Source organism: Planotetraspora mira, assembly GCF_016863275.1.
Lineage (GTDB): Bacteria > Actinomycetota > Actinomycetes > Streptosporangiales > Streptosporangiaceae > Planotetraspora > Planotetraspora mira.
In genome coordinates this window covers 1-19,924 of sequence record NZ_BOOO01000025.1, presented here as the reverse complement: position 1 = coordinate 19,924, position 19,924 = coordinate 1, and the positions used below count along the sequence as shown (strand labels likewise).

At 70.7% G+C, this 19,924-nt stretch carries 18 protein-coding genes; 7 read left to right on the top strand and 11 right to left on the bottom strand.

All coding sequences use genetic code 11. The features are described from left to right. The first annotated feature begins 72 nt into the window (after positions 1-72). Together Pmi06nite_RS23775 and Pmi06nite_RS23770 are read left to right on the top strand one after the other, a co-directional pair. Positions 73-1,335, top strand: a complete 1,263-nt coding sequence (locus Pmi06nite_RS23775; protein ID WP_203955309.1) for a 6-phospho-beta-glucosidase — start codon at positions 73-75, stop codon at positions 1,333-1,335. Beyond that, complete coding sequence (locus Pmi06nite_RS23770) at positions 1,332-2,408, top strand: N-acetylglucosamine kinase (protein WP_203955308.1); 1,077 nt, start codon at positions 1,332-1,334, stop codon at positions 2,406-2,408. Before Pmi06nite_RS23775 ends, Pmi06nite_RS23770 begins: the two co-directional genes overlap by 4 nt. A 28-nt stretch (positions 2,409-2,436) precedes the next feature. Here the strand turns inward: Pmi06nite_RS23770 and Pmi06nite_RS23765 are convergent, their stop codons facing one another. Continuing rightward, the gene (locus tag Pmi06nite_RS23765) at positions 2,437-2,910 is read right to left on the bottom strand and encodes an Lrp/AsnC family transcriptional regulator (protein WP_203955307.1); all 474 of its coding nucleotides are present in this window, start codon (positions 2,908-2,910) and stop codon (positions 2,437-2,439) included. A 145-nt stretch (positions 2,911-3,055) separates the two neighbouring features. On the opposite strand from Pmi06nite_RS23765, the gene Pmi06nite_RS23760 reads away from it, so the two are divergent. Further along, a complete protein-coding gene (locus Pmi06nite_RS23760) occupies positions 3,056-3,736 on the top strand; it encodes an alpha/beta fold hydrolase (protein ID WP_203955306.1) in 681 nt (226 codons plus the stop codon). Between the two features lie 8 nt (positions 3,737-3,744). On the opposite strand, the gene Pmi06nite_RS23755 is transcribed toward Pmi06nite_RS23760, so the two are convergent. Continuing rightward, entirely contained in the window at positions 3,745-4,899 is a 1,155-nt protein-coding gene (locus Pmi06nite_RS23755; protein ID WP_203955305.1) for an acyl-CoA dehydrogenase family protein, read from the bottom strand. A gap of 144 nt (positions 4,900-5,043) precedes the next feature. Next, positions 5,044-6,150, bottom strand: coding sequence for a M24 family metallopeptidase (locus Pmi06nite_RS23750; protein WP_203955318.1), 1,107 nt, complete (start codon positions 6,148-6,150; stop codon positions 5,044-5,046). A 386-nt stretch (positions 6,151-6,536) separates the two neighbouring features. Between Pmi06nite_RS23750 and Pmi06nite_RS23745 the strand changes: the two genes are divergently transcribed. The 3 genes from Pmi06nite_RS23745 to Pmi06nite_RS23735 all read left to right on the top strand — a co-directional run bounded on the left by Pmi06nite_RS23745 (position 6,537) and on the right by Pmi06nite_RS23735 (position 10,298). Next, positions 6,537-7,784, top strand: a complete 1,248-nt coding sequence (locus Pmi06nite_RS23745; protein ID WP_239114160.1) for a PP2C family protein-serine/threonine phosphatase — start codon at positions 6,537-6,539, stop codon at positions 7,782-7,784. A 111-nt stretch (positions 7,785-7,895) separates the two neighbouring features. Further along, on the top strand, positions 7,896-8,798 hold the full coding sequence (locus tag Pmi06nite_RS23740) for a 5'-3' exonuclease (RefSeq protein ID WP_239114159.1): 903 nt from the start codon (positions 7,896-7,898) through the stop codon (positions 8,796-8,798). A gap of 45 nt (positions 8,799-8,843) precedes the next feature. Beyond that, on the top strand, positions 8,844-10,298 hold the full coding sequence (locus Pmi06nite_RS23735) for an RNB domain-containing ribonuclease (RefSeq protein WP_203955304.1): 1,455 nt from the start codon (positions 8,844-8,846) through the stop codon (positions 10,296-10,298). A 58-nt stretch (positions 10,299-10,356) separates the two neighbouring features. Here Pmi06nite_RS23735 and Pmi06nite_RS23730 read toward each other — a convergent pair whose 3' ends face one another. The 8 genes from Pmi06nite_RS23730 to Pmi06nite_RS23695 all read right to left on the bottom strand — a co-directional run bounded on the left by Pmi06nite_RS23730 (position 10,357) and on the right by Pmi06nite_RS23695 (position 18,554). Next, positions 10,357-13,071 carry a DEAD/DEAH box helicase gene (locus Pmi06nite_RS23730; protein ID WP_203955303.1) on the bottom strand — a complete coding sequence of 905 codons (2,715 nt, stop codon included), beginning with the start codon at positions 13,069-13,071 and terminating at the stop codon, positions 10,357-10,359. A gap of 117 nt (positions 13,072-13,188) precedes the next feature. Further along, positions 13,189-13,824, bottom strand: a complete 636-nt coding sequence (locus tag Pmi06nite_RS23725) for a TetR family transcriptional regulator (RefSeq protein ID WP_203955302.1) — start codon at positions 13,822-13,824, stop codon at positions 13,189-13,191. A gap of 91 nt (positions 13,825-13,915) precedes the next feature. Further along, positions 13,916-14,833: a diacylglycerol/lipid kinase family protein gene (locus Pmi06nite_RS23720; protein WP_203955301.1), complete on the bottom strand. Its 918-nt coding sequence runs from the start codon at positions 14,831-14,833 to the stop codon at positions 13,916-13,918. A 118-nt stretch (positions 14,834-14,951) separates the two neighbouring features. Beyond that, positions 14,952-15,827: a twin-arginine translocase subunit TatC gene (gene tatC / locus Pmi06nite_RS23715; protein WP_203955300.1), complete on the bottom strand. Its 876-nt coding sequence runs from the start codon at positions 15,825-15,827 to the stop codon at positions 14,952-14,954. A 48-nt stretch (positions 15,828-15,875) separates the two neighbouring features. Next, on the bottom strand, positions 15,876-16,214 hold the full coding sequence (gene tatA / locus Pmi06nite_RS23710) for a Sec-independent protein translocase subunit TatA (protein ID WP_203955315.1): 339 nt from the start codon (positions 16,212-16,214) through the stop codon (positions 15,876-15,878). Positions 16,215-16,320: 106 nt separating this feature from the next. Further along, positions 16,321-16,476: a hypothetical protein gene (locus Pmi06nite_RS23705; protein WP_203955299.1), complete on the bottom strand. Its 156-nt coding sequence runs from the start codon at positions 16,474-16,476 to the stop codon at positions 16,321-16,323. Positions 16,477-16,624: 148 nt separating this feature from the next. Further along, positions 16,625-17,578 carry a helix-turn-helix transcriptional regulator gene (locus tag Pmi06nite_RS23700; RefSeq protein WP_203955298.1) on the bottom strand — a complete coding sequence of 318 codons (954 nt, stop codon included), beginning with the start codon at positions 17,576-17,578 and terminating at the stop codon, positions 16,625-16,627. Between the two features lie 7 nt (positions 17,579-17,585). Beyond that, the gene (locus Pmi06nite_RS23695; protein ID WP_203955297.1) at positions 17,586-18,554 is read right to left on the bottom strand and encodes a helix-turn-helix transcriptional regulator; all 969 of its coding nucleotides are present in this window, start codon (positions 18,552-18,554) and stop codon (positions 17,586-17,588) included. 39 nt (positions 18,555-18,593) lie between these two features. On the opposite strand from Pmi06nite_RS23695, the gene Pmi06nite_RS23690 reads away from it, so the two are divergent. Beyond that, the gene (locus Pmi06nite_RS23690; protein WP_239114157.1) at positions 18,594-19,679 is read left to right on the top strand and encodes a DUF3866 family protein; all 1,086 of its coding nucleotides are present in this window, start codon (positions 18,594-18,596) and stop codon (positions 19,677-19,679) included. Positions 19,680-19,924 lie beyond the last annotated feature (245 nt).

Here is a 19,924-nt window from a genome sequence, read left to right as displayed (position 1 = left end):
CACATCGTCACGTCTCACCTGAAAGGAGGATGGCGACTCGGCCGTGAACGACGCCGAGTCGCCACACACCATATGAAACTCGCCGTTGTCGGGGGCGGTTCCACCTACACTCCGGAACTGATCGACGGTTTCGCCCGCCTGCGCGACGAACTGCCCCTGTCGGAGATCACCCTGGTCGACCCGGACGAGCGCCGCCTGGCGCTCGTCGGCGGGATGGCCGAGCGCATGCTGACCCGCGCGGGCCACCCGGCCAAGGTGAGGACGACCACCGTGGTCGAGGAAGGGGTCGCGGGCGCGGGGGCCGTGCTGCTCCAGTTGCGCGTCGGCGGCCAGGCGGCCAGGAACGTGGACGAGACGCTCCCGCTCGAATGCGGGTGCATCGGCCAGGAGACGACGGGAGCCGGCGGCCTGGCCAAGGCGCTGCGGACGGTCCCGGTGGTGCTCGACATCGCCGAGAAGGTCCGCAAGCACGCGCCCGGCGCCTGGATCGTGGACTTCACCAACCCTGTCGGCATCGTCACCAAGGCGCTGCTCGACGCCGGTCACCGCGCCATCGGCCTGTGCAACGTGGCGATCGGTTTCCAGCGCCGCTTCGCCGCCGGGCTGGGCGTCTCGCCCGACCGGATCTCCCTCGGCCATGTCGGCCTCAACCACCTCACCTGGGAGCGCTCGGTCCATCTCGACGGTGAGGACGTGCTGCCGCGCATCCTCGCCGAGCACGGGGAGGAGATCGCCGCCAGCGTCGGCCTGCCGGTCGAGGTGATCCGCCACCTGGGCGTGATCCCGTCCTACTACCTGCGGTACTTCTACGAGCACGACCTCGTGGTCGAGGAGCAGCGGACCAAGCCGACCCGCGCCGCCGAGGTCGCGGCCATGGAGGCGACCCTGCTGGAGATGTACGGCGACCCGTCCGTCGACACCAAGCCCGAACTCCTGGAGAAGCGGGGCGGCGCCTTCTACTCCGAGGCGGCCGTCGCGCTGATCGCCTCCCTGGTCAACGACCGCGGGGACGTCCAGGTCGTCAACACCCGCAACGACGGGACGCTGCCGTTCCTCGACGACGACGCGGTCATCGAGGTGCCCGCCACCGTCGGCGCGCACGGAGCCACGCCGCTGCCGGTCTCCCCGGTCGAGCCGCTCTACCGCGGCCTGATCGGCCACGTCTCGGCCTACGAGACGCTGGCCATCGACGCGGCCCTGCGCGGCGGCGAGGAGCGGGTGAAGGACGCCCTGCTGTGCCACCCGCTGATCGGCCAGGCCTCGCTCTCCGGCGACCTGGCCCGGCGGCTGATCGAGGCCAACCGTTCGTTCCTGCCGTGGGCGGAGTCCCGGTGACCGCTGCCGAGGGCTCGGATCAGCGGCTCCGGACGATCCTCGCGGTCGACGGAGGCAACAGCAAGACCGACGTGGCCCTGGTGCGCGAGGACGGCGCCGTCCTCGCGACCGGCCGCGGCCCGGCGTTCATCCCGCAGAGCGCCGGCGTCGTGGCCGCCATCGACGTGGTCGGCGACACCGTACGGCAGGCCCTCCGGGACGCCGGGATGTCCGGAGGCACCTCCGGAGACGAGCGCGCCGCCCCGCCGTACGCCGATCACATCGCGGCCTATGTCGCGGGGGCCGATCTGCCCATCGAGGAGGAGCGGCTCCGCGACGAGTTGCTGGTACGCGGCTACGGGCGGGACGCGGTCGTGGGCAACGACACCTTCGCCCTGCTGCGCGCCGGGGCCGGCACGGCCTGGGGGGTCGCCGTGGTGTGCGGCGCCGGGATCAACGCCGTGGGCGTCTCCCCCTCCGGCGGCGTCGCCCGGTTCCCCGCGCTCGGCCGCCTCAGCGGCGACTGGGGCGGCGGCTTCGGGCTCGGCGAGGAGACGTTGTGGCATGCCGTACGAGCCGAGGACGGCCGGGGGCCCGCCACCGTCCTGACCGACGTCGTCCGCACCTGCTTCGGCGCGGCCACGGTCGAGGACGTGGTCGTGGGCCTGCACTTCGGCGAGTTGCCGATGGCCGGGCTGCACACGCTGGTGCCGCATCTGCTCTCGGCGGCCCGCCACGACGCCCTCGCGCGGTCTCTGGTGGAACGGCTGGCCGACGAGATCGCCGTGCTCGGGGTGGTCGCGATGCGGCGCCTCGACCTGCTCGGCGGGCCGTGCGAGGTCGTGCTCGGCGGCGGCGTCCTCACCGCGGGCGACGACCTGCTGATGTCGCTCATCGCGCAGCGGTACGCGGACCAGGCGCCCCACGCCCGCCTCGTCGTCGCGGACGTCCCGCCCATCGTCGGGGCGGCCCTGCTCGGCCTCGACCGCCTGGGCGCCTCCCCCGAGGCGCACGAGCGGGTGCGGGCGTACTTCCTCAGCTCACCGCGGGAGGGCGAGGGCATCGTCCCGCCCGTGCCCGCACAGGCGGGCTGAGGGGTCCGACGGGCACGCCGGGCGCATCTCAGCGCTCGGCGTCGCCGTCCTCCACGTCGGCGTGCGTGCCCGGTGACCGGTAGTCGTAGGGCGTGCTGAGAACGACGGTGGTCCGCGTGCTGACGTTGGCCGAGGCCCTGATCTGCTGCAGCAACTCCTCCAGGGCGAGCGGCGAGGCCACGCGGACCTTGAGAATGTAACTCTCCTCACCCGCGACGCTGTGGCACGCCTCGATCGCGCTGAGATGGCTGAGCCGCTCGGGCGCGTCGTCGGGCGCCGCCGTGTCGTTCGGCTTGATCGAGACGAACGCCGTCAGGGGAAGGCCTATCTCGTCGTAGTTCACCAGGGCCCGGTAACCGTGGATCACTCCGCGCTTCTCCAGCCTCCGCACCCGCTGGTGGACGGCCGAGACCGACAGCCCGGTCTCCTTGGCCAGGTCCGTGAAGCTCATCCGGCCGTCCTTCGCCAGCAGCGTCACGATTCGGCGATCGATCTCTTCCACCCCTGCAACGGTAGTGCCGCAGAAACCACGCCGTGTCCGGAAGTGGTCACGGCATGATTCCATCCCAATCCCCCTAATGCGGCCTGACGCTGACAGCGAACCGGCAATCCCCGCGAACCGGATGAGCAGCATCATTGGCCGGGTGATGACTGCGAACGACGCCCATGTGAACGGAATCCGCCTGACCTACGGGACGACGGGCGGCCAGGCGGCCCCGCCGGTGGTGCTCCTCCACGGGCGGGGGTTCGATCACACCGACTGGGAGGCCGTCGCCGGCCGCCTGGCCGGGTCGTGGCGGGTCATCGCACCCGACCTGCGCGGCCACGGGCGCAGCGAATGGCCGGGCTCCTACCGGCTGGACGCGATGCGCGACGACGTCGCCGCCCTGCTCGACGGGCTGGGGACGTCGCCCGTGAACCTGATCGGCCACTCCATGGGCGGCCTGGTCGCATGCCTGATCGCGCAGGAACGCCCCGCCCTGGTCCGCCGCCTGATCCTCGAAGACGTGCCCGCGCCGTGGCCCGCCGACGTCCAGGTCCCCGACAGGCCCGCGGGCGCCCTGCCGTACGACTGGGCGATGGTCGAGCAGACCACCCTGCAGCGGCGCGACCCCGACCCGGCCTGGCTGGACGGCCTGGCCACGATCACCTCACCGGCGCTGGCCCTGGCCGGAGGCCCCGAGAGCCACATCCCGCAGGCCGACGTCTCCGAACTGGCCGCGCGGATCCCGGGCGCCAGGCTCGTCACCGTCGGCGGCGGGCACGAGATCCACGGGAACCGGCCGGCGGATTTCCTCGCGGCCGTCACCGGCTTCCTGGGCGAGTGAGAGTCCGGCTACTGCGTGTTTCCCCTGGCGACGGCCCGGCTGATGACCAGGCGCTGGATCTGGTTGGTGCCCTCCACGATCTGCAGGACCTTGGCCTCCCGCATGTGCCGCTCGACCGGGAAGTCCTCCACGTACCCATAGCCGCCGAGCACCTGGACCGCGTCCGTGGTCACCTTCATGCACATGTCGGTGGCGTACAGCTTCGCCATCGCCGCCCTCGTGCCGTACGGACGGCCCGCGTCGCGCAGCCGCGCCGCCTCCAGGTAGAGGGCCCGCGCCGCGGCGATCGAGGTGGCCATGTCCGCCAGCATGAAGCCGAGCCCCTGGAAGTCCACCAGGCGGGAGCCGAACTGGCGTCGCTCGCGCGCATACGCGGAGGCGACGTCGAAGGCCGCCTGGGCCACGCCGACCGCGCACGCGGCGATTCCGAGCCGCCCGCCGTCGAGTGCGGCCAGCGCGATGCGGAACCCCTGCCCGGGGGAGCCGATCAGGGACTCCGGCGGGAGCCGTACACCGTCGAACCGGACCTGGGCGGTCGGGGACGACCGCATGCCCATCTTCCGCTCGGGGACGCCGAAGGACAGCCCGTCCAGACCTGCGGGGACGTGGAAGCAGGAGACGCCCCTGGCGCCCTCTCCGGACGTCCGCGCCATCAGCGTGTAGAAGTCGGCGACGCCGCCGTGGGTGATCCACGCCTTGACGCCGTCGACCAGGTAGCCGTCGGCGTCCGCCTCCGCGCGGGTGGTCAGGGCGGCCGCGTCCGAGCCCGACTGGGGCTCCGACAGACAGTAGGCCCCCAGTAGCTCCCCGCCGATCAGCGACGGCAGCGACTCCGCCCGCTGCGCGGCGCCGCCGTACGCCGAGAGGGGGAAGCAGGACAAGGTGTGCACGGAGACGCCCAGCCCCACGGCCAGCCACGCGCCCGCCAGTTCCTCGATCACCTGGAGGTACACCTCGTACGGCTGGGCGGCGCCGCCGTACTCCTCCGCATAGGGGAGGCCGAGCAGTCCCGAGGAGCCGAGCAGGGTGAACAGGTCACGGGGGAACCGCCCCGCCGCCTCATCGGCCGCCGCTCGCGGCGCGATCTCCTTGGCGGCCAGCTCACGAACGAGATCGAGCAGGTCGTGGGCCTCGGGCGTGGGCAGAATACGGTCGACGCTCATCGCAATGCTCTCCTACCCGGTGGGGCACGGCTGTCGCAGAACAGGTCGAGAAACAAAGGGCGGCCGGGATCGCCGGCCGCCCTGATTGTTACACCTTGCCGCACCCGTTGGACAGACCTGTCACACGAGCATCACGCTGAGCAGCTAGACGATCACGAGCTCCCGCGTCGTGTTGTTGAGCAGCTCCCCTGCGGTCTCGCCGCAGATGACGATGTCCTCGATCCGCGCCCCATGCCGGCCCGGCAGGTAGATCCCCGGCTCGATGGAGAAGGCGAATCCCGGCTCGAGCAACTCGGTGTTGCCGGAGACGATGTACGGCTCCTCATGGGTCTCCAGGCCGATCCCGTGACCGGTCCGGTGGATGAAGCGGTCGCCGAAGCCGGCCTCCTCGATGACCTCGCGCGCGGCCGCGTCGACGGACTCGCACGTCACACCAGGGCGGACGTGGTCGCAGGCCGCCTCCTGGGCGCGCTTGAGCACCGCGTAGTAGGCGACGAACTCGGCGGGGGCCTCCCCCACGGCGTAGACCCGGGTCGAGTCGGAGCAGTAGCCGGTCGGCATCGTCCCGCCGATGTCGACGACGACGGGCTCGCCCGCCTGGATCACACGGTCGGACAGCTCGTGGTGGGGGCTCGCACCGTTCGGCCCGGAGCCGACGATCACGAAGTCGACGCGCTCGTGGCCCGCGGCGACGATGGCCTCCGCGATGTCCTTGCCCACCTCACGCTCGGTACGGCCCGGCTTGAGGAACTGCGGCACCTGGGTGTGCACGACGTCGATGGCCGCTCCCGCCTCGGCGAGCGCGGCCGCCTCGGCCGGCGACTTGCGCATGCGCAGCTCACGCAGGACGGTGCCGGCCAGCCTCTGCTCGGCCCCGGGCATCGCGTCGCGGAATCGCAGCGACTGCATCGCCCACATCCGGTCGGCCAGGCCGACCGAGGCGAGGGAGCCCAGCCGCGCCGCCACCAGCGCGTACGGATCGTCCGTCTCGTCCCAGGGGACGAACTCGATCCCGAGCCGGGACGCGGGCGAGTGCTCGGCGGCCGGGAGTTCCAGGCGCGGGACCATCAGGAAGGGGTCCCCGGAGGCCGGGACGGCGAGGCAGGTCAGCCGCTCCAGGGGCATCGCGTCATATCCGGTCACATAGCGCAGGTCCGGGCCGGGAGTCAGCAGCAGCGCGCCGAGCCCGGAACGCTCGGTGGCCTCGCGGACGTCGGCCAGCCGGGTCACGGGGTACAGGTCAGTGGGCATCGTTCTCACGCGCCCAATCTAACGAGCCGGGGAGGGCGGCACGATCCCCCGGGGGTCCGCCGGAGCGACACGCTGTCGCCATGGCGCACACCTGGGATGTCCGCCCGGCGAGCCCCGGAGGCCGTGCGGCTCTTTCTCCTTCTCCGTAGGAAAAAACCTCACCCGAGTAGTCGAAGAGACTGCTACGCTCCGCGCTAGGACGCTTACTGTCTGCATCCAGAATGTCCTGAAATTGATACCTTTGACTAGCACCTTTGAGAGCGAGTTACATGGTCGGCGTAGCGGGTGGTCCACAGCCGCCCCTCCCTCCTCCGGACGGCCGCGACACCGGCGCCCTGCCCTGCGCCGCCTTCGACAGCGCCATCGGCAGTGTCATGGATCACGTCATGGATGGCGTCATGGACGGCTTCGACGAGACGCCTGGACCGCCGCGCCTGCCCCAGCAGGCCGCCCGGCCGACCGGGGAACCTCGCGGCGGCGTCCCCTCTTCCGAGCAGCTCGCGCACACCCAGCGGCTGGGCGATATCGGCTGGAGCCAGTGGGATCTGACCACGGGTGAGACCTCCTGGTCCGACCACATGTACACGATCTTCGGAAGGGACGCGGCGCAGGGGCCCATCCGCCTCCACGACCTGCCCACACTGGCAGAGCCCGCAGACCGGCAGGCGCTCGACGGTCTGGTGTCCCGCGTCGTCAGATGCGCGGTGCCGGGCCACGCGGAGTTCCGCATCCGGGGCGACGACGGCGTCCGCAACCTGCGGGCCGTCCTGGAGCCCGCGGCGTCGGGGGTCCACGGCGTGATCCAGGACATCACCGCACGGCGCGAGGCCGAGCGGGCCGTCGCCGAGTCCCAGCGGCAACTGCTCGAGGTGCGCGAGCGTGCGGAGGAGGAGCGCCACATCACGCTGGCGTTGCGCGACGCGATCCTCCCCCAGCCCGGCGCGTCCATCTCCCTCCCATACGCGCGGATCTCGGTGCGCTACGTCCCCGCCGAGAAGTCGGCCAGCCTCGGCGGAGACTGGTACGAGGCCGCTCCGCTGCCCGACGGGCGGATGTTCCTCGCGATCGGCGACGTATCCGGCCACGGACTGCCCGCCATCGCGGAGATGGCCCAACTCCGGCACGCGCTGGCCGGGCTGACCATGACCACCGCCTCACCCGACCTGCTTCTCGCGTGGCTCAACGCGCTCGTCCTGAACCGGCTCGATGACACGACGGCCACCGTGGTCTGCGGCTACTTCGACCCGCCCACCCGGCTGTTCACCTGGGCCCAGGCCGGCCATCTCGCCCCCATCCTCGTACGGCACGGCGCCGCAGAACAGCTCACGCCGCCGCACGGCGTCGTCCTCGGAGCCATCTCCGGCCAGCCGTACGGCGTGGCGGAGATCCGGCTGGAACCGGGCGACCTGCTGCTGATGTTCACCGACGGCCTGATCGAGCGGCGATCGCGGGACATCAGCGAGGGCCTCGCCCTGACGCTCAAGGCCGCGGGGGCCATCGCCCGCCACGGCGACTGCCTCGACGCCGGACTCGACGGCCTGATCGAGGAGATCGGCGGCCCCAACCCGGAGGACGACACGTGCCTCCTCGCGGTCAGCGTGCTCGAAGACAGCCGGCCGGCGATCCCAGGTTGATCCCGCGCTGATCCCGCGCCGATCCCGCGTTCCAGTCCCGTTCCGGCCCGGTTCCGGCCCGGTTCCGGTGGTCTCGGGCGCGGGGCGTGACGGAGGCGTGACAATGGACGGGTGCTGCTGCTTCTCGACACCCCGTCGCTCTACTTCCGCGCCTACTACGGCATCCCGGAGTCGATGACCGCGCCCGACGGCATGCCGATCAACGCTGTCCGCGGGCTCATCGACATGATCGCCACGCTGGTCCGGCAACATTCCCCCACCGAACTCGTGGCCTGCATGGACGCCGACTGGCGGCCGGCGTTCCGGGTCGCCGCCATCCCGACGTACAAGGCCCACCGGGTGGCCTCCGGCAACGAGGAGTCCGTGCCCGACACCCTGGTCCCCCAGGTGCCGGTCATCGAGGACGTCCTCGACGCGCTCGGCATCGCCCGCATCGGCGTCCCGGGATACGAGGCCGACGACGTCATCGGCACACTGGCGACCCGAGCGTCCGGTGCCGTCGACATCGTCACCGGTGACCGTGATCTTTTCCAGCTCGTCGACGACGCGAAGCCGTGCCGGGCCCTTTACACGGTAAGGGGTATTCGTAACCTTCAAATGGTCGACGAGGCTTTTGTCGCAGATAAGTACGGCATCCCGGGCCGGGCATACGCCGACTTCGCCACACTGCGCGGCGACCCGAGCGACGGTCTTCCCGGCGTCGCGGGGATCGGCGAGAAGACCGCCGCCGCCCTGATCACCCGGTTCGGCTCCCTCCCCGCCCTGCTGAGCGCACTCGACTCCGGAGTGACCGACGGCTTCCCCGCCGGGGCGCGCGCCAAGCTCGCGGCGGCTCGCGACTATCTCGCCGTGGCGCCGGGGGTGGTCGAGGTCGCCCGCGACGCACCCGTCCCCGACATCGACCTGACCTGCCCGGCCAAGCCCCGCGATCCCGAACGCCTGGTCGCCCTCGCCGACCGCTACGGCCTCGACGGGCCACTCAACCGCCTCCTGGCCACACTCGCAGACCGGTGACGGCGACCGCTGCGCGGACGGCGCGCTCAGGAGTAGGTTGACCGCGTGCCGCACACGACCATCCGCCTCACCGGCGAGCAGGCAGCGAAGCGAACGGACCGATCGGACGGTGACGACCTCGCCGCCGGGCTGGCCCGCATCCGCCGCGAGTTCGACCTGCCCGAGACCTTCCCGCCCGCCGTGCTGGACGAGGCCGAGTGGGCCGCGCGGACCCTGGCCGCGCCCGGCGAGGACCGCACCGACCTGCCGTTCGTCACCATCGACCCGCCCGGTTCGATGGACCTCGACCAGGCGCTGTGCATCGAGAAGCGGCAGGGCGGCTACCGGGTCTGGTACGCCATCGCCGACGTCGCCGCGTTCGTCCACCCCGGCGGGGCGATCGACCTGGAGGCGAGGACCCGCGGCGAGACCGTCTACCTGCCCGACACGCGCGTCCCGCTGCACCCCACGGTCCTGTCCGAGGCCGCGGCCAGCCTGCTCCCGGGCCAGACCCGCCCCGCGGTGTTGTGGTGCGTCGACCTCGACTCCACCGGCGAGATGGTCGGCGTCGACCTGCGCCGCGCGATGGTGCGCAGCCGCGAGCGGCTCGACTACGCCACCGTGCAGGCGACCGTGGACACCGGCAGGGCGGAAGGCACTCTGAAGCTGCTCTCCGAGGTCGGCCCGCTGCGGCTCGCCCTCGAGCGGGCGAGAGGCGGCGTGAGCCTGCCGACGCCCGAGCAGGAGGTCGTCCACGACGGCGACGGCTATGCCCTCGAGTTCCGCGCCACCCTCGCCTGCGAGGCCTGGAACGCGCAGATCTCCCTGCTCACCGGCATGTCGGCGGCGCAGTTGATGCTCGACGCGGGAGTCGGGGTGCTGCGCGTCCTGCCCGCCCCTTCGCCGAGGGACATCTCGAAGGCCCGCCGGGTGGCGGCCGCGCTCGGCGTGCCCTGGCCCGAGGACGCGTCGTACGGAGACGTCGTCCACGACCTCGATCCCAAGATCCCCGGCCACGCCGCTTTCCTCCGCGAGTCGACGATCCTGCTCCGGGGCGCCGCCTACGCCGCCTTCGACGGCTCGCCGCCGCCGATCGCCGCCCACGCCGCCGTGGCCGCGCCGTACGCGCACGTGACGGCGCCCCTGCGGCGCCTGGTCGACCGCTACGCCACCGAGGTGTGCGTGGCCGTCGCCGCGGGCGAGCCGGTACCTGAGCGGGTCCAGGAGGCCCTCGCCGTGCTCCCCGAACAGATGTCGGTCGCGGGCAGGCGAGCCAACGGCGTCGAGCGCGCGTGCGTCGACCTGGTCGAGGCCGCCGTCCTGCGCCGCCGTCTCGGGGAGTCGTTCGACGCCGTCGTCATCGACGTCGACGAAGGCAGGCCCGGCGGGCAGGTGCAGGTGACCGACCCGGCCGTCGTCGCGCGGTGCGACGGCGACGACCTGCCGCTCGGAGAGCGGGTCCGGGTACGGCTCACGCGAGCGGACCCGGCGACCCGCGAGGTCAGGTTCGCCCTCGCCTGATCGGGCCCACCAGGAAGGCCCGCGTCATGGCCCCGCTCACGACCTGCTCATGACCTGCTTACGACACTGAGGAGTACGCGACCACACCCCGGCGCATGGCGTCGATCGCCTTGACGGCGTTCGAACGGACCTTGCTCCCCTTCGGCGCGGCGTCCTTGAGCTGCGCGAGCAGGTCGAGCAGCTGCTTGATCCAGCGGACGAAGTCGCCGGCAGCCATGTCGCCGTCGGTCAGCACCGCGTCGAGGGTGTGCCCCCTGGCCCACCGGAACGCCGACCAGGCGAAGCCGAGGTCGGGCTCCCGGATGAATGACAGGCCGTGGTCCTGCTCGATGCCCTCCAGCTCGCCCCACAGCCGGATCATCGCGGCCAGCGCCTCCTTGGCCGCCCCCGCGGGGATCTTCGGACTGCGGGCGTCGTCGGACTGCCGGGCCTCGTAGACCAGCGACGACACGCAGGCGGCGAGCTCGGCCGGGTCGAGACCCTCCCAGACCCCTGCGCGCAGGCACTCCGCGGTGAGCAGGTCAAGCTCGGTGTAGAGCTTGGCCAGGCGCCTGCCCTCCTCGGTGACGCTCTCCTCTTCCAGGTAGCCCAGCTGGTCGAGCACGCCGCACACCTTGTCGAAAGTGCGGGCGATCACGTGGGATCGGCCCTCGACCCGGCGCCGCAACGCCTCGGTCTCCCGATACAGCTTGTGATAGCGCTCCCCCCAGCGCGCGTGGTCCTCCCGCTCGTCGCAGCCGTGGCACGGATGGCGGCGCAGTTCCACGCGCAGGCGGCCGATCTCCTCGTCCTCGGTCGTGTGGTCACGCGCTCTGGCGGGCTTGCCGAGGTCGCGATCACCGAGCTTGGCGTGCAGCGTGGAGACCAGGTTCGCCCGCTCCTTGGGCGACCGGGCGTTGAAGTTCTTCGGGATCCGGATCGTGTCGACGGGCTCGACCGGCACAGGGAAGTCCGCCGGCGATAACTTCTTCACCTGCTTGCCGATGGTCAGGACCAGCGGCGAGGGCCCCTCGCCGCGCATGCTCGTCCCCGGGTCCAGGACCACGGCCAGGCCCGCCCGCCGCCCGCCGGGCACCCGGATGACGTCACCGGGCTTCAGCGCCTCCAGCGACTGCACGGCCTGCGCCCTTCTGGCCGCGCCGCGCTGGCGGGACAGCTCAGCCTCCCGGTCGGAGAGGCGTCGGCGCAGCCCCGCGTACTCCTGGAAGTCGCCGAGGTGGCACGTCATCGCCTCCGCGTAGCCTTCGAGGGCCTGCTCGGCCTTGCGGAGCTGCCGGGCCAGCCCGACCACGGCCCGGTCGGCCTGGAACTGGGCGAAGGAGTCCTCGAGGAGCGTCCTGGCCCGCTCGCGGCCGACCTGCCCGACCAGGTTGACCGCCATGTTGTACGACGGCTGGAAACTCGACCGCAACGGGTAGGTGCGGGTGCTGGCCAGCCCGGCCACGCTCAGCGGATCCGTGCCCGGATGCCACAACACGACCGCGTGACCCTCGACGTCGATGCCGCGCCGTCCGGCCCTGCCGGTGAGCTGGGTGTACTCCCCCGGGGTCAGGTCGGCGTGGGTCTCGCCGTTCCACTTGTCGAGCTTCTCGATCACGACGGACCTGGCGGGCATGTTGATGCCCAGCGCCAGGGTCTCGGTCGCGAACACGGCCTTGACCAGGCCCTTGGTGAACAGCTCCTCCACGACCTCCTTGAACGCGGGGAGCATGCCGGCGTGGTGGGCCGCGAGGCCGCGTTCCAGGCAGTCGCGCCATTCGAGGTAGCCGAGCACGGCCAGATCCTCGTCGGGCAGGTGCGCGGTCCGCTCGTCGACGATCTGGCGGATCTCGTGCCGCTCGCTCTCCGAGGTGAGCCGGAGGCCGGCGGCCAGGCACTGCATGACCGCGGCGTCGCAGCCGGCCCGGGAGAAGATGAAGGTGATCGACGGCAGCAGGCCCTCGGCGTCGAGCTTCTCGATCACGTCCGATCGGCTGGACCCGTTGACCCGCCCAGGCCGGTTGTATCCCCGCTTGCCGCGCATCTGCGCGAGGCGCATCTCGTCGCGGGAGATCCGCATCAGCGACGGATTGATGCGCAGGGCCTCGTCGCCCTCGTTGACGAACAGGTCGTACATCCGGTGGCCGACCAGCATGTGCTGCCAGAGCGGCACGGGACGGACCTCGTCGACGATCACCGTGGTGTCGCCCCTGACCTCCCCGAGCCACTCGCCGAACTCCTCGGCGTTGCTGACGGTGGCGGAAAGGGCGGCGACGCGCACCGACTCGGGCAGGTGGATGATCACCTCTTCCCAGACGGCGCCGCGGAACCGGTCGGCGAGGTAGTGCACCTCGTCCATCACGACGTAGCCGAGGCCCGCCAGGGTGGCCGACCCGGCGTAGAGCATGTTGCGCAGGACCTCGGTGGTCATGACCACGATCGGGGCCTCGCCGTTGACGCTGTTGTCGCCGGTCAGCAGGCCGACCTTGGCCGCGCCGTACCGCTTGACGAGGTCGTTGTACTTCTGGTTCGACAACGCCTTGATCGGCGTCGTGTAGAAGCACTTGCGGCCCTGTTCCAGGGCGAGGTGGACGGCGAACTCGCCGACGACGGTCTTGCCCGACCCCGTCGGGGCCGCGACCAGGACGCCGTCTCCCGCCTCGAGCGCCTGGCAGGCGTCGAGCTGGAACTCGTCGAGATCGAAGTCGTACAGTCCGCGGAACGAGGCGAGAGCGGGCCCGTGCCCGGTCTGCTCCTGGCGGAATGCGGCGTAGCGTTCCGCTGGCGTGCTCATACTCTCTCCTCGACTAGCGGCTCGTCCGAGCGTTCGGGGACTGTCCATCACCGTCGTCTCGTTCGGCCCGCTTGTTCATGGGTCAACCCTACCGATATCCGGATTCCGGACCGCCCGTCACCACGCGCCGTAATCGCCGATACCGTCCGCCAGCAGATCGAATCCGAGGTTCGCGGCGGCGACGGCGTCCGGGTAGACGTCGCCGACCCGCTCGCCGCCGATGATCCTGCGCACGTTCTCCCCCTGCAACGTGTACCACAGGCCCGTCAGGTGACCGGCGATGAGCCGCGCCCGCAGGTCGTGCGGCCCGGCCGCCGGGTCGCGTAACACCTCCACCAGCATCTGCTCGCTCCGGTGCCGGAAACTGAACGTGCGGACGACCATCGACGGCGTCTCGCTGATGAGGTTCAACACCTGGAGCAGCGCCGCGTCGTCGTTCAGCCCGGTCTCCGGCGCTCTGCCCTCGAGCCGCTCCAGGAACGTCCGCCTGAACGCGGCGACGATCGGCTCCCCCGGAGCCCTGCCTTCCGCGATCGCCGCGGGATCGCCGACGTGCTCCTCCATCGGCCCGAGCACGATGTCTTCCTTGGTCGGGAAGTAGTTGAACACGGTCATCTTGGAGATTCCGGCCTTCGCGGCGATCTCGGCGACGGAGACGTTGTCGAAGCCCCGCTCCCGGAACAGCTCGAGAGCCACCCCGAAGATCGCACGCCGAGTCTGGAGCTTCTTGCGCTCCCTCAGACCGTCGCTCACCCCATGATCGTACCAGGTAGATATTTGATCCGGTCATAATTATTGACTCGGATTATTTATTTACCAGGTCTATTGATTGTCCCGAGGCGCCTCATTCCCCCATCGAAGAGGGAGCGAGGACGCGGAGGGCTCCGGGGACGATCGTGCAGGACACCGGGGCCGCGCCGACCCGTTCCCCGTCGGCGTAGGCGACCACGTCAGGCGCCTCCAGCGTCACGCTGCGGGCGCGCCTGACCGTCACGCCGGGATGGCCGAGGTGACTGCCCCGGTAGACGCGCGGAAACGTCCGGAGGAACTCCCCTCGGGACATCGCTCCCAGGATCAGCACATCAAGCAGGCCGTCGTCGGGGCGGGCATCGGGACAGACCCGCATGCCCGCGCCGTACGAGGAGGTGTTGGCCACGGCGACCAGCACGGCCTCCTGCTCGATGACCTCGCCGTCCAGCGTGACCCGGAACGGGATCGGCGCGTACGACCGCAGTTCCCGCATCAGCGCGACCACATATTTGGCCATGCCTGGAGGGCGGGTCATCTCGTTGGCCCGTTCGTTGACGCGGGAGTCGAACCCGCAGGCCATGACTCCGGCGAACCACTCGCCGCCGTCCTCACCGGGACCTGCGCCGGTGCCGAGTCTGGCGGCGTCGATCACTCGGTGACGGCCTTCGGTCACGATGCCCGCGGCGGCGATCGGATCGCGGCGGGCGATGCCCAGGGCGCCGGCGATGTCGTTGCCGGTGCCCGCCGGAATGATGCCGAGGGGCACGTCTGTTCCGGCGACCGCCTGGAGAGCCAGGTGGACCAGCCCGTCACCCCCGAAGGCGACGAGCGCGTCCGGGCCGTCCGCGACGACGGAGCGGGCGCGCTCAAGGGAGTCCTCCGGCGACGTGCCGACGATCACCGATACCGGGCGCCCGCCCTCCCTCAGCCGCTGGACGACGGGATCGAGCAGCCGCATCGTGCGGCCGCCCCGCGCGGCGGGGTTAACCAGAACAACGATCTCTCCGGACACATCCGGAACTTATTGCAGGAACCCGGCGCGGACCAGTCCCCGCAGCTGTTCTGTTCATTCTGTGACAGCTACTTCTGTGACTGCTCTTCCGCGCCGGATCCTCGGACTGGTCCCCCGGCTAGTCTCTCGTGCCGGCCGAATCCACCGAGTCCGCGGGCGCCGACGGCCCGTCGAGCTCCTCCTCGAGTGCCCGCAGCCTTTCCGCCTCAGCCGCGTCCTTCTTCTTGTCGTGGAAGTACATGAAGATTTCGGCGACGAAGAACAGCACGACCATGGGCGCCGACAGGGCCAGCATGGTGAACGGGTCCTGGCTGGGTGTCGCCACCGCGGCGAAGACGAACAGCAGGAAGATGATCATCCGCTGGTGTTTGGACACCAGCGAGTACTTCAGTACACCGATGACGTTGAGGAACACCATGAGCAGCGGCATCAGGAACGAGACCCCGAAGACGACGAGCATCAGGATCAGGAACCCGAGATAGTCGTCGACGTTGATGAGCGGGATCGCGTTGCTGGGCACGAAGCTGAACAGGAGGGCGAGCCCCCGGTCCATCGTGAGATAGGCCAGCGCGGCGCCGGCCGCGAACAGCGGAACCGCCAGGCCGAGGAAGCCCAGCGAGTAACGCCGCTCGTTCTTGTAGAGCCCAGGCGTGACAAAGGCCCAGATCTGGTAGAGCCAGATCGGCGCGCTCACGACCGCCCCGAAGATCATCGCGACCTTGAGGTTGATGAAGAAACCGTCCAGGACGCCGTTGACCACGAGGGTGCAGCTTTCCCCGCTGGTGATCTTGTAGGCCGCCGGCAGCCGGCAGAACGGCCCGGTCATGAACCGCCAGATCGGGTCGAAGAAGACGAACCCGACCGCCGTACCCGCGATCACAGCCAAGAGCATCTTGACTACCCGGTTGCGCAGCTCGCGGACGTGGTCCATGAGCGACATCCGGCCGTCTTCGTCGGTGGGAGCCTTCGAGCTCGCCCGCTTCAGCAGCGCCATGTCAGTGATCCTGCTCCGGGGGTGGGGGCCAAGGGCAGGCCCTGACGATCAGCTGGACCTCTGGTCGTTCTGCGGCTGCGCGGCGGGCGCGCCGTTCACCGTGGGCTCGGCAGTGGCCTTGAGGCGGCGGTTCTCCTCCTCGAGGAGGCGCAGGCGCTCCTCGACTGAGGGAGTCGCCGCGGTGACCTGCTGCGGCGGCACGGGCTCGGCCTGCGTCCTGACGACCACCGGAGGCTCGTTCTCCTCCCGCATGGTGGTCGTCTCCTTCTTGAACAGGCGAAGCGACTGCCCGAGAGCCTTCGCGGTGTCCGGCAACTTCTTGGCCCCGAACAGCAAGATCAAAACCACACCGATAATGATCAGCTCAGGCGCACCGAGTCCAGCCATCATGTTTCCTTAAGGGCAGGGGTCGTTCCTCATGACCGATCGTACGCGCAACTGGCGGCGCTGTTACCCGCGCCCGTCCTCGATTGCGCCGATGGCCATATGGAATTCACCGGGGACGATCGGACGAGGATGCCAGACGCTGCCGGCTGCGGTCGATTTCCCGGGTCAGGCCACGTGCGGCGACCAAGACCCGGACGGACAGGAATCCCAGCACGACGAGCCCCGCCATCGCGAAACCCACCGCCGCGAAGATCCAGAACATGCCCGCCATGCTAATGGCCCTTCCGGTTCGATGGGCGCATCGCCTCCAGACCGTGACTTCGGGGCCTGGCTTCGGGGCCTGGCTTCGGGGGCTGACTTCAAGCCGTGTGTTCAGACGCGCGTTCAGGGCGTGCGTTCAGGGCGTGCGTTCAAGCCACGGAGTCGTAATTCGCCAGCGCCTGCTTGGCCGTCTCCCTGACCCGGTCGGCCAGCGACACCGGAGACGACACCCGGCCGCTGTCGCCCAGTCGCAGCGCGAGCCGTACGAGCCAGGACTGGTCGCGCGCCCGGAGCGAAACCCGCAGACGGCCCTCACCCAGCTCGACGACCTCCTCGCAGGGATAGTACTCGGCGACCCAGCGGCCCGCGGCGGTGAGCTCGAGTTCGACCAGCTCGTCGCTGTCGGAGGGCCGGAAGACGCCTGCGGTGACGTCCATGGGCTCGGCCTCCGCGGGCGGGTCGGCCGCCACGTCGAGGACCTCCACGTCGAGGATCCGGTCGAGCCGGAACATCCGCATGGCCTCGGCCCGGTAGCACCAGCCCTCCAGGTAGTGCCGGCCGTCCACCATGACGACCCGCAGCGGATCGACCTCACGGGGGGTGATCTCGTCGCGCCCCGGCACGTAGTACCGCAGGGACAGCCGCCTGCGCCTCCGCGTCGCGTCGGAGATCACCGAATGCGCACCGGGAGCGGCGCCGATCTCGACCTGCACCTGGCTGCTGACCGTGGCCGCGCCGTCGCCCGCCGCCTGCTCCAGCTTCGCGATCACCCGGGCCAGCACGTCGCGCCCCTCGAACTCGGGCAGTTCGTCGAGCATGCGCAGCGCGACGAGCAGCGCGCTCGCCTCGTCCACCCCCAGCTTCAACGGCCGGGCGATGGTGTCGGCGTTCTCGATCGTGATCTCGCCGCCGTCCCACGACACGTCGATCAGGTCGCCCGGGGTGTGGCCCGGCAGGCCGCACATCCACACGAGCTGGAGATCGTCGATGAGCTGCTTTTCTGACAGGCCGAACAGCCGCGCCACCTCCGGGACCTCCGCGCCCGGATGCGACATCAAGTACGGCACGAGCGCGAGCAGCCTCGGCAGCCGGTCGGAACTCATCGAACGCTCACCTCTCGCAGCTCGGGTCGCCGGCCGTCTGGAAGGCGCCCTTCAGACGGCGGATCACGGCCTCCCGGGCGTCCGGCGGGTCCATCACCTCGGCGTCGGAACCGAGACTCGCGATCCACCCGGCCAGCCGCTCGGGGTCGGCGAACGTGACCTCCGCCTCGTCCCACTCGCCCGGCCCCGTCCGCACGGCCCGGGCCGCGTGCCGCAGGCCCGCACAAGTGCCCTGCCGTACCTTGACCAGGGCGACCCTCTCGTTGGGCGCCTCCTGGAAGCCGACCATGGATCGCAGGTCCACGCCCTCGGGGACGGTTACGGCACCCGGCCGTCCCACGGGCGACACCGGACCGGTGATCCGGCTCAGGCGGAAGACCCGGGGCGCGTCACGATCACGATCGTGGCCGACGGCGTACCACCGGCCGCCCCGGCTCACCACTCCCCACGGCTCGACGACCCGGGTGAGAACAGACTCGCTGCCCGCCGACCGGTAGGCGAAGGTGACCGCGCGGCGGTCCCGTACGGCCTCCCACAGGGCGGGGAAGGCGGCGTCGCGGGTGTCCAGCCGTAGTTCGAGCGGGCTCTCCGCCAGGTCGGCCGGTGCTCCGCCGGCCTGAAGCTTGATCAGGGCGCCGCTGGCCGCCTCCGCGAGGCTGGCCCGCTGCCACACCTGGGCGGCAAGGCCGATGACCGCGGCCTCGTCCGGCTCCAGGGTGATCTCGGGAAGTTCGTAGGCCTGCCGTACGATCCGGTAGCCGGGGTCGTCCTCCCACGGGTCCCGGTGGACCTCGATGGGAATGCCGATCTCGCGCAGCTCGGTCTTGTCCCGCTCGAACATGCGCTGGAAGGCCTCGTCGTTGTCCGGGTCGTACCCGGGAACGGCCTGCCGGATCTGCTCGGCGCTCAGTGGCCGCCGCGTCGCGAGCAGGCAGATCACCAGATTGAGCAGCCGCTCGGTCTTCCGCCGCGACATCGGGCCTCCCCTCCAATCGAGAACGCTACCCTTTTCGGCGTGATCAGATGGCGCAAGGGCGAGGTGACCAGGATCCGGCGCGAATGGCCGGGGGCCATGGAGCTGGACGTCACCCTCACCGAGGGAGAGTGCCGGGCGCTCGCCTACCCCTCGCTGGTGGGACGCCCGGAGCCCGGCGACGCCGTGCTTCTCAACACGACCGCGCTGGCCATGGGCCTCGGTACGGGAGGTTACGCCATGGTGGTGGCCGTTCCCGACCGTTTGCCGGAAGATCCCTCCGGTCCCGGCCACCTGGTCAAGGCCCGCTACACGCCGCTGCAGGCCACCGTGCTCGGCGCCGACGAGCAGGACTCCCCGTATCACGAGGTCCTTAAGGACGCCGACTCGCTCGACGGCATGCCCGTCGTGATCGCCGACCTGCACTCGGCCCTGCCGGCGATCCTCTGTGGTTTCTACGCCGCCGCCGGGCCGGACGCGCGGGTGGCCTACGTCATGCTCGACGGCGGAGCGCTGCCTGCATGGTTCTCGATGTCGTGTGCCCAGCTGCGGTCGCGTGAGTGGCTGTGCGGCGTGGTGACGGTCGGACAGGCGTTCGGCGGCGACGTCGAGGCGGTCACGCTTCACACGGGGTTGCTGGCCGCGAGGCATGTGCTGAACGCCGATATCGCGATCGTCACGCAGGGGCCCGGCAATCTGGGCACCGGCACCCGCTGGGGGTTCTCCGGCGTCTCCGCCGGGGAGGCGGTGAACGCGGCCGCCGTGCTGACCGGACGGCCCGTGGCCGCGCTTCGCGTCAGCGAGGGTGACAAACGGGAGCGGCACATCGGGGTCTCGCATCACTCGCTCACTGCCTACGGCCGGGTCGCGCTGGCCCCGGCACAGGTCGTCGTGCCGGAGCTCCCCGACTCCTTCGGCGCGATGGTGCGGGAGCAGGCGTCCGCCCTGGCGGTACGGCACGAGCTCGTGAACGTGCCTGTCGACGGCCTCCTCGAAGCCCTGCGTGACTCGCCCGTCCGTCTGTCCACTATGGGCCGCGGGCTTGATGAGGATCTCGCCTACTTTCTGACCTCCGCCGCCGCCGGCAGGCACGCCGCGGCACTGCTGGATACACAGCTGGATACATAGCGGCACCCGTCGACGTGAGGACCCCGTAGCCTGAGCCGGGCCGCACGGGGTCCGCTTGGGTTCCCGGGCCGGCACAGGCCTCATGGGCCTTGTCGTAGACCTCGTGGGCCGTGTTGTAGGCCGTGTTGTAGACCTCGTAGGCCGTACGAGCACGCCTCCTACGCGGACGACGTGACCCATGTGGCCGATGGGATCGTCGTCCGCTGCGAGGGTGGGCACAAGGCGGGTCCGGGCCGCTCGCCTGC